The 16,372-nt window shown below is 67.9% G+C and carries 15 protein-coding genes; 10 read left to right on the plus strand and 5 right to left on the minus strand.

What is annotated here, in order from left to right:
- Positions 1 to 26: 26 nt before the first annotated feature.
- From ASG27_RS17795 to ASG27_RS17805, 3 genes are all read left to right on the plus strand, one after another.
- A complete protein-coding gene (locus tag ASG27_RS17795) occupies positions 27 to 1,475 on the plus strand; it encodes an FAD/NAD(P)-dependent oxidoreductase (protein ID WP_082486035.1) in 1,449 nt (482 codons plus the stop codon).
- The gene (locus ASG27_RS17800) at positions 1,472 to 2,638 is read left to right on the plus strand and encodes an NAD(P)/FAD-dependent oxidoreductase (RefSeq protein WP_056419064.1); all 1,167 of its coding nucleotides are present in this window, start codon (positions 1,472 to 1,474) and stop codon (positions 2,636 to 2,638) included. The genes ASG27_RS17795 and ASG27_RS17800 overlap by 4 nt, the downstream gene beginning before the upstream one ends.
- Before the next feature lie 287 nt (positions 2,639 to 2,925).
- The gene (locus ASG27_RS17805; RefSeq protein ID WP_056419067.1) at positions 2,926 to 3,279 is read left to right on the plus strand and encodes a cupin domain-containing protein; all 354 of its coding nucleotides are present in this window, start codon (positions 2,926 to 2,928) and stop codon (positions 3,277 to 3,279) included.
- Positions 3,280 to 3,533: 254 nt separating this feature from the next.
- On the opposite strand, the gene ASG27_RS17810 is transcribed toward ASG27_RS17805, so the two are convergent.
- Both ASG27_RS17810 and ASG27_RS17815 read right to left on the minus strand, forming a co-directional pair.
- On the minus strand, positions 3,534 to 4,709 hold the full coding sequence (locus ASG27_RS17810) for a PA0069 family radical SAM protein (protein WP_056419070.1): 1,176 nt from the start codon (positions 4,707 to 4,709) through the stop codon (positions 3,534 to 3,536).
- Between the two features lie 101 nt (positions 4,710 to 4,810).
- Positions 4,811 to 5,710 carry a LysR family transcriptional regulator gene (locus ASG27_RS17815; protein WP_200912445.1) on the minus strand — a complete coding sequence of 300 codons (900 nt, stop codon included), beginning with the start codon at positions 5,708 to 5,710 and terminating at the stop codon, positions 4,811 to 4,813.
- 66 nt (positions 5,711 to 5,776) lie between these two features.
- Here ASG27_RS17815 and mdlC point away from each other — a divergent pair, with 66 nt between their 5' ends.
- The 4 genes from mdlC to ASG27_RS17835 all read left to right on the plus strand — a co-directional run bounded on the left by mdlC (position 5,777) and on the right by ASG27_RS17835 (position 9,505).
- Complete coding sequence (gene mdlC / locus ASG27_RS17820; protein WP_156370816.1) at positions 5,777 to 7,372, plus strand: benzoylformate decarboxylase; 1,596 nt, start codon at positions 5,777 to 5,779, stop codon at positions 7,370 to 7,372.
- Positions 7,373 to 7,462: 90 nt separating this feature from the next.
- Positions 7,463 to 8,461, plus strand: coding sequence for a Bug family tripartite tricarboxylate transporter substrate binding protein (locus ASG27_RS17825; RefSeq protein WP_056419078.1), 999 nt, complete (start codon positions 7,463 to 7,465; stop codon positions 8,459 to 8,461).
- A 106-nt stretch (positions 8,462 to 8,567) separates the two neighbouring features.
- Positions 8,568 to 8,981, plus strand: coding sequence for a nucleoside diphosphate kinase regulator (gene rnk / locus ASG27_RS17830; protein ID WP_056419082.1), 414 nt, complete (start codon positions 8,568 to 8,570; stop codon positions 8,979 to 8,981).
- Between the two features lie 95 nt (positions 8,982 to 9,076).
- Positions 9,077 to 9,505 carry a hypothetical protein gene (locus tag ASG27_RS17835; RefSeq protein ID WP_056419241.1) on the plus strand — a complete coding sequence of 143 codons (429 nt, stop codon included), beginning with the start codon at positions 9,077 to 9,079 and terminating at the stop codon, positions 9,503 to 9,505.
- Between the two features lie 16 nt (positions 9,506 to 9,521).
- Here the strand turns inward: ASG27_RS17835 and ASG27_RS17840 are convergent, their stop codons facing one another.
- Entirely contained in the window at positions 9,522 to 10,640 is a 1,119-nt protein-coding gene (locus ASG27_RS17840; protein WP_056419085.1) for an acyltransferase family protein, read from the minus strand.
- 234 nt (positions 10,641 to 10,874) lie between these two features.
- Here ASG27_RS17840 and ASG27_RS17845 point away from each other — a divergent pair, with 234 nt between their 5' ends.
- The 3 genes from ASG27_RS17845 to ASG27_RS17855 are packed head-to-tail and all read left to right on the plus strand — an operon-like array spanning position 10,875 to position 13,861.
- Entirely contained in the window at positions 10,875 to 11,459 is a 585-nt protein-coding gene (locus ASG27_RS17845) for a GbsR/MarR family transcriptional regulator (protein ID WP_056419244.1), read from the plus strand.
- A 4-nt stretch (positions 11,460 to 11,463) separates the two neighbouring features.
- Positions 11,464 to 12,843 carry a cytochrome ubiquinol oxidase subunit I gene (locus ASG27_RS17850; RefSeq protein WP_056419088.1) on the plus strand — a complete coding sequence of 460 codons (1,380 nt, stop codon included), beginning with the start codon at positions 11,464 to 11,466 and terminating at the stop codon, positions 12,841 to 12,843.
- 16 nt (positions 12,844 to 12,859) lie between these two features.
- Positions 12,860 to 13,861, plus strand: coding sequence for a cytochrome d ubiquinol oxidase subunit II (locus ASG27_RS17855; RefSeq protein WP_396504135.1), 1,002 nt, complete (start codon positions 12,860 to 12,862; stop codon positions 13,859 to 13,861).
- A gap of 170 nt (positions 13,862 to 14,031) precedes the next feature.
- Here the strand turns inward: ASG27_RS17855 and ASG27_RS17860 are convergent, their stop codons facing one another.
- Complete coding sequence (locus ASG27_RS17860) at positions 14,032 to 15,168, minus strand: ABC transporter substrate-binding protein (RefSeq protein WP_056419094.1); 1,137 nt, start codon at positions 15,166 to 15,168, stop codon at positions 14,032 to 14,034.
- 244 nt (positions 15,169 to 15,412) lie between these two features.
- Complete coding sequence (locus ASG27_RS17865) at positions 15,413 to 16,366, minus strand: NAD(P)H-dependent flavin oxidoreductase (RefSeq protein ID WP_056419097.1); 954 nt, start codon at positions 16,364 to 16,366, stop codon at positions 15,413 to 15,415.
- Between the last annotated feature and the right edge of the window lie 6 nt (positions 16,367 to 16,372).

Here is a 16,372-nt window from a genome sequence, read left to right on the forward strand (position 1 = left end):
CCCGCAGAACCTGCCAGAGGTTCTGCATGAGCACGCTGGCTGCGCGTACGCCTGGGCGGCCTACCCCTTCCCCTGACTCGGCACCAGATGCAGCGCCGCGCATCGTTATCGTCGGTGCGGGCCCCGCAGGCGTGCGCGCAGCCCAGGCGGTGGTGAGTGCGGGGCTGCGACCCACGGTGGTGGACGAAGGCCAGCGCGATGGCGGCCAGATCTACCGCCGCCAGCCCGAAGGATTCCAACGCCCCTACGCCAAGCTGTATGGCGCCGAGGCAACCAAGGCGGAGTCCCTGCACAAAGACTTTGCCGCCCTGCGCGCGCATATCGACTACCGCCCCGACACCCTGGCCTGGAACGTGACCGCCGGCGAGTTGCACATGGTGCGCGCGGGCGAGCCCGACACCTTGCCCTACGACGCCCTGCTGCTGTGCCCAGGCGCCACCGACCGGCTCATGCCGGTGCCCGGTTGGCAACACGCGGGCTGCTACAGCCTCGGCGGTGCGCAGATCGCGCTGAAGGCACAAGCCTGTGCCATCGGTTCGCAGGTGGTCTTTCTGGGCAGCGGCCCGCTGCTGTACCTGGTGGCTTCTCAGTATGTGCAGGCCGGCGCGCGCGTGGCCGCGGTGCTTGACACCGCGCCGACCGTCAAGTCATGGAAAGCGCTGTCTGGAATGCTCGCCCGGCCCCTGTTGGCCCTCCGGGGCCTGGGCCTCATCCGCAGCTTGCGCGCTGCCGGGGTACCGGTGCTGCAGGGCGTGACCCCTTTGAACATCGAGGGCGACAGCGTGCAGGGCGTGCAGGCGGCGACCGTGCGCACCGACCGGGGCCTGGAGCGCCGCTTCGAATGCGATGCCGTCGGCCTGGGCTGGCATCTGCGCGCCGAGACACAATTGGCCGATCTGGCACGGTGCGATTTCTACTTCGAGCCCATCACACGGCAGTGGCTGCCCCGCATCGATGCCGACGGACGCAGCAGCACGCGGGGCGTGTACCTGGCGGGCGACGGCACACGCATCCTGGGTGCAGACGGTGCCGAAGCCGCAGGCCGGCTTGCGGCACTGGCTGCGCTGGCAGACCTGCACCATGCGGCGGGTAAGGCCGCGCACCTCCAGCAGGCGCCTGCACTGCGCGGCCAGCTGGCACGCCTGGACCGCTTTAGACAGGGCCTGGCGCACGCCTTTCCATGGCCCCACGCACAGGCCGCAGCACTGCCCGACACAGCCGTGGTGTGCCGCTGTGAATCCGTCACGGTGGGTGAATTGCGGCGCTGCGTGACCGAACTGGACAGCCAGGAACTCAACCGCGCCAAGGCCTTCAGCCGCGTGGGCATGGGCCGGTGCCAGGGGCGGTTTTGCGGGCATGCAGCCGCAGAGATCGTGGCGCAGGCCTGCGGCATTCCGGTGGAACAGGTGGGCCGCCTGCGCTCGCAAGCCCCGGTCAAACCCCTGATGATGAACACGCGCGAGGTGCAGCCATGACCGCGCCCCCCACCACGACCCACGGGGCCGACGTGCTGGTGCTGGGTGGGGGCCTGATGGGCGCCACCACTGCTTTCTTCCTGCGCCAGCACGGCCTGTCGGTGACGCTGTTGGAACGTGAACTGGTAGGCCGGCAGGCCAGCGGCACCAACTTTGGCAATGTGCGTCGCCAGGGGCGCGAGCTGCACCAGATGCCGCTGGCCAACCGCGCCCGTGCCGTGTGGGGCCGCATCCGCGAACTGCTGGGCGAGGACGCCGAATTCGTGCCCTACGGCCACCTGCGGGTGTGCTACACCGAAAAGCAGGCCGCCGCACTGGAAAAGCACGCGCACGATGCAAAGCCGCTGGGGCTGGATCTGGAGCTGTACACCGCGGCGCAATTGCATCGGCGCTGGGGCATCTTTGCGCCAGGGGTCGTGGCGGGCTCGTACTCCCCGCAAGATGGCCACGCCAACCCCCGCCTTGCCGGACCGGCGTTCGCGCGGGCGGCGAAGCGCGCAGGGGCGCAGATCATCGAGCACGCCGAAGTCCTGCAGGTGGAGCACGATGGCCGCGGCTTCACAGCCCACACGGCCGACGGCAGGCGCTTTCATGCACCGCAGATGCTGGTTGCCTGTGGGGCCTGGTCCCACCATATGGCCGAGCAGTTTGGCGAACGTGTGCCGCTGGAGGCCCGGGGCCCCCAGATGGGCGTGACCGAGCCGCTGCCGTATGCCCTCGGGCCGTCCATCGGGCTGTCGTCACCCGTGGAGCATGAGGGGCTGTACTTTCGCCAGATCGCGCGCGGCAACATTGTCTTCGGCGGTGGACTCAAGGGCCCGGCGCACGCCGACCACGTGCGCGCCTACGTCAAGCCTGACAACGTGCTGCGCCAGATGCGCGAGCTGCGACGTTTCGTGCCGGCCTTCGGCAACGTGCAGCTGATCCGCGTGTGGAGCGGCATCGAGGGGTACACCCCGGACTGGCAGCCCGTGATGGGCCAGAGCGCCAAGGTGCCGGGGCTGCACTATGCGTTCGGCTTCAACGGGGAAGGCTTCGCCATCAGCCCCGGAGTGGGTGAGACCATGGCCGAGCTGATGGCCACCGGCACGACCAGCATCCCGCTGGAGCACTACGCGATCGGAAGGTTTGCCACGCACAACCGCCTGTCCACAGAGTCTTGAGCCAGGCGCCCTGCCAGTGCCACGAGCGCTACCCGCGCAACCCGCACTACCATCGCCCCCGGCCGTCCCTGGCAGATCAACCATGCAGCCCGACACGGATTCCCCCACCACCCCACAAATCCAGACCGCCAGCGACAGCGTCGATGCACAGCAGCCAGCCGCCCGGTTGTTGATGCCGACCGAGCGTTCATGGGATGGCACCCGCTGACGCAGCTGCACAGGCATCCCAGCCACTGCCCCTGCGCCCCTTGTCACCAGCCTCTACCCCTCAAAACAAAGGTCTTCCCATGACACGCCATCTCGTCACCTTCAACTTGCACGACCTGGGCGAGCCCCGTGAGTACCGCCCGCCGGCTGACCGCGTGATCGACGGGGACATCGTCGTGCGCAACTGGGATGTGGACAGCGCCAAGGAAGGCACCGTGCGCGCCGGTGTGTTCGAGTCCACGCCCGGCACCAACCGCTCCATCAAGGGCGAGACCTGGGAGTTCTGCTACATCCTCTCCGGCGAGGCAGAAATCACCGAAGACGGCTACGCACCGATCACGTTCCGGGCAGGGGACTGTTTCATCATGAAGCCGGGCTACACCGGGACGTGGCGCACCGTGCAAACCGTCCGCAAGGTGTGGGTGGTTGCGTAGCCAGCCCAACGCGTGCGGGCGCTGCCCTGAGGTCTTGGCGCCCACACGGGACACGGGACACGGGAAACGGGGCGCGGCGCGCGGCACACGGGGCGCGGGCAGCCGTGCAACACAACGCGGGCCCTGTAGCACTGCATCGTGCCATCGGCACATTTTTTCGCCACCCCCTTGGCGGTCCCAGCCGGGCAGAGGGCGAACGGCATCCACCCGCACCGCGAACTCGGCCCGCATCCCGTGGCCGTGCATGCGCAGCCTCAGAACAGACTGCCCTGCCCCCGCGCCAGTCCAGGCCTGAACTGCGACAGGTCCAGCTCGACCCGTGCGCGGTTGAGCCCCAGCCGCCGGCACGCGCCCGCAAAACGCTGGCGCAACAAATCCGCCCAGAGCCCGCTGCCCTTCATGCGGGTCGCAAAGTTGCTGTCGTAGCTCTTGCCCGCACTGCGCTGGGTGGGGTCGATGCTGTGCAGGTCCTGCACACGCGCCATCACCCGCGCCGCGCGCTGCGGGTAATGCACTTCCAGCCACTCCCGAAAGACGGCGTCCAGTTCCCAGGGCAGGCGCAGCACCGTGTAGAACGCGCTCTGTGCGCCGGCATCGCGCGCTGCTTCCAGCACCTGCTCCATGTCCTCGGTGATGAACGGGATCTGCGGGGCCACGCTCACGCCCACCGGGATGCCGGCCTCGGCCAGCGTGCGCAGGGTGCGCAGGCGTCGGTGGGGCGCGGCAGCGCGGGGCTCCATGCGGCGGGCCAGCACGGGGTCCAGCGTGGTGATGGTCACGTACACGGCCGTGAGCTGCTGCGCGGCCAGCGGCGCGAGCAGGTCCAGGTCACGCTCCACACCACTCGACTTGGTGATCAGCGAGAACGGGTGGCGCGCATCCCGCATGACTTCGATCAGGCTGCGGGTGAGCTTGAGCTCGCGCTCCACGGGCTGGTAGCAGTCGGTGGCCGAGCCGATGTTGAGCAGGCGCGGCACATAGCGCGGCTGCGCCAGCTCGTGGCGCAGCACCTCTGCGATGTTCTGCTTGGCCACGATCTGGGTTTCGAAGTCGAGCCCGGGCGAAAAGTTGAGGTAGCTGTGCGTGGGCCGCGCGTAGCAGTAGATGCAGCCATGCTCGCAGCCCCGGTAGGGGTTCACCGACAACTCGAAAAATATGTCGGGCGAGTCGTTGGCGCAGATGGCGCTGCGCGCGGTCTCCAGGTGCACGGTGGTGGAGGGTGCCGATGCGCCGCCCTCCCCGTCGTCTCCCCACCCTTCGCCGCTCTCGCCGATAGGCCCCCAGCCATCGTCCGCCACCTCCCGCACATCGCGCGTGAACCGGTGCGGCATGGCGGTGGCGGCACCCCGGCCGCGAATGGCCTGGATGGGGACGCGCACCTCCACCGGTCCCTCGGGCAGGTCGGGGTCGAAGTCGGGTTTCAGCGTCATAACTGTACAAATATACAGTTATTCGAAGCACCCTGCACGCAGTGATGTGCCCAGGCACTCAAGGCCCGCAAAACCACCGGCCACCGGATCGCCCTGCCAACCTATTCCCTGAAGAGGGTCTCGATCTGTCCGCGCAGCCACTGGTTGCCAGGGTCGCTTTCGAACCGGCGGCTCCAATGCAGCGACACGGTGAAGTCGCGCAGAGGAAAGGGCGGCTCGATGAGGGCGTAGCCCCCGTCGGCAGCAAAGGTGCGCGCGATGTTGCGCGGCATGACCACCGCAAGGTCGGTCGCCCGCACGATGGCAGGCAGCACCATGAAGTGCTCGGTGGTCAGCCGCAGCCGGTCTTGCAGCTGCAGCATCTCCAGGATGCGCAGCGTGTCCGAATGCGTGCGCACGCCCACGAACTCCAGTTGCCGCAAATCCTTGAGCAAGGCCGGCCCGCTGCGCCTGCGTGCCGCAAAGGGGTGGCCCGCGCGCAGCAGCACCACGTAGCGATCCTTGATGAGCTGCACGCGCTGCGTGTCCTTCACCGTGGGCAAGAAGCCAAACGCAAAGTCGATGCGGCCGCTGTCCAGCCGCTGCGCGATCTCGCTGCGTGGCACGGGCAGCGTCTCCAGCCGCACACCGGGAGCCTCCCGCCGCAGCGCCACCATCAGGTCCGGCAGAAAGCGGCCTTCGCCGATGTCGCTCATGTGGATGCGGAACACCTTGCGCGATTCGTGGGGGTTGAACAGCGCGGACTCGTTGAGGGCTTCCTCCAGCAGGCCGAGCGCGCTGCGCACCGCATCGGCCAGCCGGTCGGCCTTGGGCGTGGGCTCCACGCCGCCGCCTGCGCGCACGAACAGCGGGTCCTTGATCAGCAGGCGCAGGCGCGTCAGCGCCTGGCTGGCCGCAGGCTGCGTCAGGTCCAGCAGCTCGGCAGCGCGGCTGACGTTGCGCGTGCGGTAGACGGCATCGAACAGGCGCAGCAGGTTGAGGTCGATGTCCTTGATATGCATTGGATGAATACCGCTTAGTCACTTCATTGTATTGATGGATGAACAATGCACGCAGAAGATCGGGGGATGCCTTCAGAAAACTTGCTCCCCACCGTGCGCGAGGCCGTGCTCGACCTGCTGCGCGGCCTTCGCATCGACACCATCTTCGGCAACCCGGGCTCGACCGAGCTGCCTCTGTTCCTCGACTTCCCTGCGGACTTCCGCTACATCCTGGGCCTGCAGGAATCGGTGGTGGTGGGCATGGCCGACGGTTATGCCCAGGCCACGCACAACGCAGCCTTCGTGAACCTGCACTCCGCCGCTGGCGTGGGCCACGCCATGGGCAACATCTTCACGGCGCACAAGAACCGCACGCCCATGGTCATCACAGCCGGGCAGCAGGCGCGGTCCATCCTGCCGTTCGACCCGTTCCTGTTTTCGGGCCAGGCCACCGAGCTGCCCAAGCCCTATGTGAAGTGGAGCATCGAGCCCGCCCGTGCCGAAGACGTGCCCTTGGCCATCGCGCGGGCCTACTACATCGCGATGCAGCAGCCGCGCGGGCCGGTGCTGGTGTCCATTCCTGCGGACGACTGGGACAAGCCCTGCGAGCCGCTGCAGGCGCGCACCGTGAGCACCGAGACGCGCCCCGAGCCGCGCGTGCTGCAGGCCATCGGCGACGCACTCGACGCCGCGCAGCGCCCGGTCTTCGTGGTCGGCGCCGCCGTGGACCGCGACCGCGCCTGGGACGATGTGCTGGCCCTGGCCGAGCGGCACAACGCCGCCGTGTGGATCGCACCCATGTCCGGCCGCTGCGGCTTTCCGCAAGACCACCGCCTGTTTACAGGCGTGCTGCCCGCCATGCGCGAGAAGATCGTGGCGCTGCTGGGCGGACACGACCTGGTGTTTGCGCTCGGTGCTGCGGCCTTCACGTACCACGTGGAAGGTTTTGGACCCCACGTGCCGCCGGGCGCGCAACTGGTGCAGCTCATCGACGACCCGGGCACCGCCGCCTGGACGCCCGAGGGCACCTCGGCCGTGGGCAGCGTGCGCCTGGGCGTGCAGGACCTGCTGGCACGGCCCGCCCCCGCAGCGCGTGCCCTGCCCCCGCACCGCGCAGCCCGCCCGCGTTCCGAGCCGTCGGCACCGGGCGCGCTGATGAGCGTGCCCTACGTGATGCAGACCCTGGCCGAGGTGCGCCATGCAGCCTCCATCGTCGTGGAAGAGGCGCCCAGCTCCCGCGCCGCCATGCATGCCCACCTGCCCATCCTGCAGAGCGAAACCTTCTACACCATGTGCAGCGGCGGCCTGGGCTACGGCCTGCCAGCCGCAGTTGGCGTGGCGCTGGCAAAGCCCGACCGCAAGGTCATCGGGCTCATCGGCGACGGCTCGGCGATGTACTCCATCCAGGCGCTGTGGAGCGCGGCGCAACTCAAACTCCCCATCACCTTCATCATCCTGAAGAACCGGCGCTATGCAGCGCTGCAGGAATTCGCACCCACCTTCGGCTTCCACGAAAACGACAAGCTCGAAGGCACCGACCTGCCCGACCTGGACTTCCTCGCGTTGGCACGGGGACAGGGCTGCGACGCCGTGCGCGTGAGCGATGCGGCCCAGTTGGCGCATGCGCTGCGGCAAGCCCTGTCCCATCCCCGCCCGATCCTCGTGGAGGTGGACGTGGCCTGACGACACCCACCCCGGCACGGCATAAACCGTGCGGCTTTCTGGATACCTCGCACAAGACCCGGAACACCTGGGCACCCACCGGAGACAAACATGCATTCCTTTCCCCTTCGCACCACCCGCCGGCTGCTGGGCACGCTGGCACTGGCCGGCACCGCAGCGGGCCTGCTGCTGCCCGCCACGGCACTGGCCGAGACCTGGCCGGCAAAGCCGATCAAGGTCATCGTGAACTTCCCGGCGGGCGGCGCCGCGGACCAGATCGCCCGCGCGGTGACGGTGCCGCTGCAGGCGGCCCTCGGCCAGCCCGTCGTGGTCGAGAACCGCGGCGGCGCTGGCGGCAACATCGGCGGCGAGGCCGTGGCCAAGTCGCCGGCAGACGGCTATACGCTGCTCATGAGCTCGGGCGGCATGGTGTCGGTCAACCCGCACCTGTACCCCAAGATGCCGTTCGACCCGACCAAGGACCTGGTGCCCGTGGCCGCCGCCGCGCGGGTGCTGGTGTTCCTCGAGGTTCGGCCCACACTGCCGGTGAACAACATCGAGGAGTTCATGAAGTACATCAAGGCCAATCCGGGCAAGCTGAGCTTCGGCACGCCGGGCAACGGCAGCTCGCCGCACCTGGCCGCCGAGATGCTCAAGGCCCAGGCCAACGTGTTCGCGGTGCACGTGCCGTACCGCGGCGCCGCCCCCGCCATGCAGGACCTGCTGGGCGGGCAGGTGGACTTCATGTTCGACCCGGGCATCGGACTGCAGCATGTGAAGGCGGGCAAGCTCAAGCTGCTGGCCGTGGGCAGCTCCCGGCGTTCACCGCTGTTCCCCGATGTGCCGACGCTGGAAGAGGTGGGCCTCAAGGGCTTCGATGCCGACACGTGGTTCGGCTTCTACGCCCCTGCAGGCACACCGCCCGACGTGGTGAGCCGGCTGAACCGCGAGATCAACAAGGTGCTGGCCACGCCGGCGGTGAAGGAGCGCATCCACGCGCTGGGCGGCGTGCCCGCGCCCATGTCGCCGGCCGACTTCAATGCCCGCGCCGCCATCGACAGTACGCGCTTTGGTGCGCTGATCAAGGCGCGCAACATCACGGGCGATTGACGGTGTGCGCCGCGGCGCACGCTCTCGTTGAATGTCCGCGCGCGGCAGTGCGAGATTGCGGATGGTCTACAGTCCCGCGCTTTGCCACAACCCCAGAGGTACCGCCATGGCGCGCAAGCCCCAGATCATCCTGTCGTCGCTCGACGTTGACCGCATCGAGGCCTTGCTGGCCGTGATTCCGGCCAGCGTCTTTCCGGGCAAGGCCGAGCTGCAGGCAGAGCTTGACCGGGCGGACGTGGTGGCGCCCGAAGACATGCCGCCGAACGTGGTGACCATGAACTCCACCGTGCAGTTCTCCATCCTGGAGACAGGCAAGGAGTTCTGCCTGACGCTGGTCTACCCGCGCGATACCGATGGCAGCGCCGACCGGCTGTCGATCTTCGCCCCCGTGGGCAGTGCCTTGCTGGGCCTGTCGGTGGGCGACGAGCTCGCCTGGCCGGGCCCCGGCGGCAAGTCCATGACGGTGCGGGTGAAGGACCTGCTGTACCAGCCCGAAAGCGCTGGCGAACTGCACCGCTGAGGCACCGCGGCTGCGCGGATGGTGCCCCGCCCCCGGGCGCCGGCGCCACACCCGGCTTGGCGCTTGCCGTGCGAGCAGTGACAATGGCACCCGCCATGACCACGCCGCCCCAGCAGCCCCGGCCGCCCGCGCCGCCACCTACACGGCCCACGCCGCGCCCTCCGGACACGCCCCCGTCCATCGACGCGTTCGATCCGGACTCGACCCTCGCATTCCAGCGCCGCATGGAGCGCGCGCCCGAGTGGTTCTGCTCGTTCCTGGCCGGCAACAGCCGCGAGAAGAGCCGTCTAAAACGCGAGATGGCGACGATGCGGGGATCGGTGGTGTGGCTGGTGCAGCAGCGCCGCCAGGGCAACTGGACGGCCGACGAGCGCACGCACCTGCGCGACGTGATGCGCTCGGCCTCGTCCGTGAGCCCCTATCTTTTCATCTGGGTCATTCCCGGATCGATGCTGATCCTGCCCTTCATGGCCTGGTTTCTGGACCGGCAACGCAAGCGCCGGGAACGCCTGCCGCCCGCCTGAGGGGCCACGCCCCGCGCTAGGCCCAGTTGCTGGACACCGCCACCAGCATGCCCGCCCCCACCAGCCCCACCTGCCAGCGCAGGGCCGTGGTCCACGAAGGGACATGGCGCTCCACATGCAGATACAGCTGCCGGCCCGCGGCCAGCGACAGCGCGAACGCGAGCAGCATGCCCAGGGCATTGAGCACCGGCGACTCCGGCCACAGGCGGCTGATCACCGCATTGACCAGCAGGCACACCGCAAAGTGCACCAGGAACACCGAGTACGACATTTGCCCCAGTTGCACCAGCGGCGCCACGCCCCGCCACGACCGAACGCTGTCGGAGCGCAAGGCGGCCACCAGGCACAACGCAGTGGCCAGCGCCACCAGGATGCGGCCACGGTGGTCGATGGCCAGGGCAACGCCCCCCAGCACCACCATCAGGGCCACCCAGCCCTGCGCACGCGGCGCCTGCACCGCCCAGTAGGCCAGCATGCCCAGACCGTAAGAGCCAAAGAAGTACACCGCCCACATGTCGAGCTCGGGCATGCGGTTCAGAACCCACAGCGACGCCGCCATGCCGGCCACGATGGCGCTCTTGGCCAGCAGCGCCGCATGCTGCTGTGCCCGGGCGCCCGGAAACGCGCGCGCGCCGGCCCACACCAGCACACTCAGGGCGAACAGCTGAAAGTCGATGGCCACGTACCAGACGCCAGCCGACAAGGCACTCTCGCCCACGATGTCCTGCAGCAGCAGCGCATTGGCCAGCAGCTGCGCCAGCGTCGGTTCGTCCGGCACGGAGGCGTGGTCCAGGCCGGGCCGTACCAGCGCGGCGACGATCACCGTCAGCAGCAGCGCCACCGCATAAGGCACCACCAGCCGCACGAAGCGTTTGGCGATGGCGTGGCCCGCGTGGTCAAAACGCGGCACACCCTGCGGCGCCAGGCTGGCGGCAGCCAGATAGCCGCCCAGCACCAGAAACACCTGCACCGCCATGCGGCCGTAGTCGTACAGCCAGGCGATGAGTGCGGGGGCCAGGGGCTGGGCGATGTCCGACATCGGCCCGTAGAACGCGAGGTGGTGCCACACGATGGCGATGCACGCCAGGCCTTTGGCCATATCGATGACTGGCGTGCGGGATGTGGGTGGAGACATGGTGTTTGGAGGGCGCAGGGTAAAGGTGCCGCAGGCCCCGCACCGACAAGTGCACAGGCCAAAAACCTTCTATTGTCTCCTGACGCAGTACAAATGCTCGTCACCTAGGTGTCTGCAGCCCACCCGCACACCCCATCGCACAGGGACCACCGATAACCCCGCACGCAACTCCAGCATATTCTGAATTTTCAGTAAATACTGAAAATTCAGAAATTACAGGCACAATGCATGGCCATGACGTACATCAGCCATCTGCCCCCCCTCAACCGCCAGTTCGTCGCCCACTTCGGCGAGATGGGCAGCCGATGGGGCATCAACCGCACGGTGGGGCAGATGTATGCGCTCATCTTCCTGTCGCCCCGCCCGCTCAATGCCGACGAGATAGCCGAGACGCTGGAGTTCTCGCGCTCCAATGTGAGCATGGGCTTGAAAGAGCTGCAGGCCTGGCGCCTGGTCAAGCTCAGCCACCAGCCCGGCGACCGGCGCGAGTATTTCGAGGCGCCCAAGGACGTGTGGGAGATCTTCCGCGTGCTGGCCGAGGAGCGCCGCCGCCGCGAGATCGAGCCCACGCTGTCGATGCTGCGCATGGCGCTGCTCGAAGACCCCGGGACCGACGCGGAGCGCCACGCCCAGGAGCGCATGCGCGAGATGCACGAGCTCATCGACCGGCTCATGACCTGGTTCGACGACGTGCAGCGCCTGGCGCCCGAGACCGCGATGCAGCTCATGGGCATGGGCACTGCGGTGACCCGGGTGCTGGAGTTCAAGGACCGGCTGACGGGCAAGGGCTCGCCGGCCAAGGACAACAAGGGGGCCTGAGGCCATGGACACCTTCATGCTGTCGCGCATCCAGTTCGCGGCCAACATCAGCTTTCACATCCTGTTCCCGACCATCACCATCGCGCTGTGCTGGTTCCTGGTGTTCTTTCGCCTGCGGTACACCGCCACGCGCGGCACGCCGGCGGCCAAGGGCTGGGAGCAGGCCTATTACCTGTGGACCAAGGTGTTCGCGCTCACCTTCGCGCTGGGCGTGGTCTCGGGCATCACGATGAGCTTTCAGTTCGGCACCAACTGGCCGGGCTTCATGGAACACGTGGGCAACATCGCCGGGCCGCTGCTGGGCTACGAGGTGCTCACGGCCTTCTTCCTGGAGGCCACCTTCCTCGGGATCATGCTGTTCGGCCGGGGCCGCGTGTCCGAGCGGGTGCACCTGGTCGCCACGCTGATGGTGGCGTTCGGCACCACGCTGTCGGCGTTCTGGATCTTGAGCCTGAACTCCTGGATGCAGACACCGCAAGGCTACGAGATCATCGACGGCAAGTTCCACGCGGTGGACTGGCTCGCCATCGTGTTCAACCCCTCGTTCCCCTACCGCCTGGGGCACAAGCTGCTGGCCTCGGCACTGACGGCGGGCTTCCTCATCGCAGGCGTCAGCGCGTGGCAGTTGATCAAAGGGGCGGCCAACGAGGGCACGCGCAAGGCGCTGCGCACCGCGGTCACGGCCGTGGCCATCGCCATCCCGCTGCAGATCCTCATGGGCGACATGCACGGCCTGAACACGCTGCAGCACCAGCCCGCCAAGATCGCGGCCATCGAGGGCATCTGGCACACCGAGAAAGGCGCGCCCCTCACGCTGTTCGGCCTGCCCAACGAAAAGGAAGGCCGCACCGACTACGCGCTGCAGATCCCCAAGGCCGCCAGCCTGATCCTGGCACACGACATCGACGCCGAGCTCAAGGGGCTGAACGAGTTTCCGGGTGCTCACCCGCCGGTGGCACCGGTGTTCTGGGCCTTCCGCGTGATGGTGGGCATGGGCATGCTCATGCTGGCGGTGGCGTGGGCCAGCGCCTGGGTGCTGTACCGCCGCCGCAGGCAGGCAACCGCCGCCCTGCCCCGCGTGCTGCTGTTCACGCTGGTGGGCATGACATTCTCGGGCTGGGTGGCCACGCTGGCCGGCTGGTACGTGACGGAGATCGGCCGCCAGCCGTACCTGGTCTACGGCCTGTTCAAGACCGCGGACGCCGTGGCCACGCACCCGCCGGGCATGGTGGCGGCCACGCTGGCGGCCTACCTCACGGTCTATGTGCTGCTGCTCGTGGCCTACATCGGCGTGATCAAGTACATGTCCGAGCACCCGGCCATGCCCGTACCGGCCGTGCCGCCGCCGGCGCAGGCGCCGCTGCCCACACCCCCTGCCGCTTAAGGAGAACACCATGGAAATGACCTTGGCCCATACGCTGCCCCTGGTGTTCATGGCCGTCATGGGGCTGGCGCTGCTGGCCTACGTGATCCTGGACGGCTACGACCTGGGCGTGGGCATCCTGCTGCCCCTGGCCACCGATGCCGAAAAGGATGTGATGGTCTCCAGCATCGGTCCCTTCTGGGACGCCAACGAAACCTGGCTCGTGCTGGGCGTGGGCGTGCTGCTGATCTGCTTTCCGATGGCGCACAGCGTGGTGCTGTCGGCGCTGTACCTGCCCGTGGCCGCCATGCTGCTGGGGCTGACCCTGCGCGGCGTGGCGTTCGACTTTCGGGTCAAGGCCCGCGATGCGCACAAGGCCACCTGGAACAAGCTGTTTGCCGGTGGGTCGCTGGTCACCACGCTGGCGCAGGGCTGGATGCTGGGCGCGTACGTCACCGGTTTCCAGAACGACGCCTGGGGCCTGCTGTTCTCGGCGGGCATCGCGCTCACGCTGCCAGCGGCGTACGCCATGCTGGGCGTGGGCTGGCTGCTGATGAAGACCGATGGCGACCTGCAGACCAAGGCCGCCAAGTGGGGCCAGCGCGTGCTGTGGCCCATGGGCCTGGCGCTGCTGGGCATCTCGCTGGCCACACCGCTGGTCAGCCACACGGTGTTCGCCAAATGGTTCGTGCTGCCCGAGCTGTTCGCGCTGCTGCCGATTCCGCTGGCGTGCGTGGCGGCGTTCTTCGCCATCCGCCACGTGCTGGGCACGCCGCGCGTGGTGCAGGCAGGCTACGGCTGGATCGTGTTCGTGGCCACGGTGCTGATCTTCATGCTGGCGTTCCTGGGCCTGGCTTACAGCATCTACCCGTACATCGTGATCGACCGCCTCACGGTGTGGGACGCTGCCAGCGCACCGGAGTCGCTGGTCGTGATCGGCATCGGCATGGCCATCACGCTGCCGGCGATCATCGTGTACACGGTGTTCATGTACCGGGTGTTCTGGGGCAAGGCGCGGGAACTGACGTATGGGTTGTGAAGGGTCAGCGATGCAGGCCGCACACCACCAGCGCCGTTCGGGCTGAGCCCGTCGAAGCGCTGCGCAGGGCTTCGACAGGCTCAGCCCGAACGGATGGAGGCTGCAGCAGCTGCTCCATCTCGCTACCTCATAGACTCGCCCAACACCCCACCGCTGCAGCCAGCTCAATATCAATACCGCAAGCTCCCCTCCGCATCCACGATGGCCAGCTCCACATAGGTAGACCCGTTGTGGCTCCTGGGCGAGTACTTCACGTTGAAGCGCCCGAACGAGATCTCGCCCGCGTCTTCCATGGTCTTGGTGAACGACTCGGTGGTCAGGTTGCGGCCGGTGCGGCGCAGGCCCTCCACCAGCAGCCGGGCGTGCACGAAGCCCTCGAACTGCGAGGCCGACGGCTGGGCGTTGGGCGACTTGGCGCGCAGCAGGGCCAGGTACTCGGCCACCACCGGCACGGTGGTGTTGCGCAGCGACGGCATGATCTGCGCCAGGATGATGCCGCGCGCCTTGTCCTTGAGCTCGCGCTGGATCACGTCCATGCTGGCCACCGAAAATCCGTAGTACGCCGGCCTCGCCGCCGTGCCCTGCACGGCCTTGACGAAGCTGGTGAACGTGGTGCCCGCCGTGGCCACGATGACGGCCTGGGGCTGCGCCTTCTCGGTGGCCTGCGCGGCGGCCGCGAAGTCGGGTTGCTTGGGGTCGACCTTGATCTCGGCGGCGAAGGCGAGCTTTTCTTCGTCAGAGGCTTTTTTCAGCTCGGCCAACAGCGTCTTGCCCAGGCCGTCGTCCTGGTAGAAAACCGCCACGCGGCTGATGCCCTGCTGGCGCAGTTGGGACACGATCTTGGTGGCCTCGCTGGCGTAACCTGCGCGCACGTGGAAGACCAGCGGGTTCAGCGTCTCACGGAACGCGGATGCCCCCGTGACCGGGCCGAACAGCAGCGTGCGGTGCTCCTTGATCAGCGGCAGGATGGCAGCGGTCTGCGCCGTACCGGTGCTGTTGTAGATCATGAAGACCTTGTCGGACTCCAGCAGCTGGCGCGTGTTCTCCACGGCCTTGGCGGTGTCGAAGGCGTCGTCCAGCGTGGTGTAGCGGATCATGCGGCCATGCACGCCGCCCTGCGCGTTCACGGCGTCGAACATCAGCCGCGAGCCTTCGCCGTATTGCGCCGTCTGCGGGCCCAGGGGGCCGGAGAGCACGGCCGAGGCGCCCAGGCGGATCTCGTCGTTCGTCACGCCCTCATTGCGGGCGTGCGCGCCCTGGCTGGCACCCAAGGCCATCAGCAGCCCCAGCAAACACGAACGAAGCATGGCATGTCCCCTCACGGCGATGACGACCAGCGCTGCAGCATGCTGCGCTGATCTGGTTATTTATCATCATCATTCACCACGCCACGCAGCGCCGTCTATTGGGGGTTTGCCCTGTCGCGACCGGCCCACACACCTCCTGCCAGGGCGTGGCGCGAACGACAACGCCCGCAGCGCGTGACACGCTGCGGGCGCAAGACAGAGATCAACAGGCCGACCCCACAGCTGGCCAGCAGGGATGCAGAACTCAGAGCTTGAGGCGGGCGCGGGCGGCCTGGTACTCGGTGCGCAGGCGTGCCACCAGGTCGGCGGTGCTGGTCACGGCGTCGATGGCACCGATGCCCTGGCCGCAGCCCCAGATGTCCTTCCAGGCCTTCTTGGCGTCGCCGCCGAAGTTCATCTTGCTCGGGTCGGACTCGGGCAGGTTGTCGGGGTCCATGCCAGCGGCGCGGATGGACGGCGCCAGGTAGTTGCCGTGCACGCCGGTGAAGAGATTGCTGTAGACGATGTCGTCGGAGTTGCCGGCCACGATGGCCTGCTTGTACTCGTCGCTGGCACGCGCCTCGTGCGTGGCGATGAAGGCCGAGCCGATGTAGCCGAAATCCGCGCCCATGGCCTGCGCGGCCAGCACCGCATCACCGCTGGCGATGGAGCCGCTGAGCGCGACAGGGCCGTCGAACCACTGGCGGATTTCCTGGATCAGCGCGAACGGACTCTTCACGCCCGCATGGCCGCCCGCACCGGCCGCCACGGCGATCAGGCCGTCGGCGCCCTTCTCGATGGCCTTGTGCGCGAACTTGTTGTTGATGATGTCGTGCAGCACCACGCCACCCCAGGCGTGCACGGCCTGGTTCACGTCCTCGCGGGCGCCCAGGCTGGTGATGATGATCGGCACCTTGTACTTGGCACAGACCTGCATGTCGTGCTCGAGCCGGTCATTGCTCTTGTGCACGATCTGGTTGATGGCGAAGGGCGCAGCGGGTTTGTCCGGATTCGCCTTGTTGTAGGCGGCCAGCGTCTCGGTGATCTCGGCCAGCCATTCGTCGAGCAACTCGGCCGGGCGCGCATTGAGCGCGGGCATGGAACCCACCACACCCGCCTTGCACTGCTCGATCACGAGCTTGGGGTTGCTGATGATGAACAGCGGCGACCCGATGACGGGGAGCGAGAGGTTCTGCAAAACAGGAGGCAGTGTGGACATGGCAGC

The sequence above is a fragment of the Acidovorax sp. Leaf191 genome (assembly GCF_001424425.1).
Taxonomy (GTDB): domain Bacteria; phylum Pseudomonadota; class Gammaproteobacteria; order Burkholderiales; family Burkholderiaceae_C; genus Acidovorax.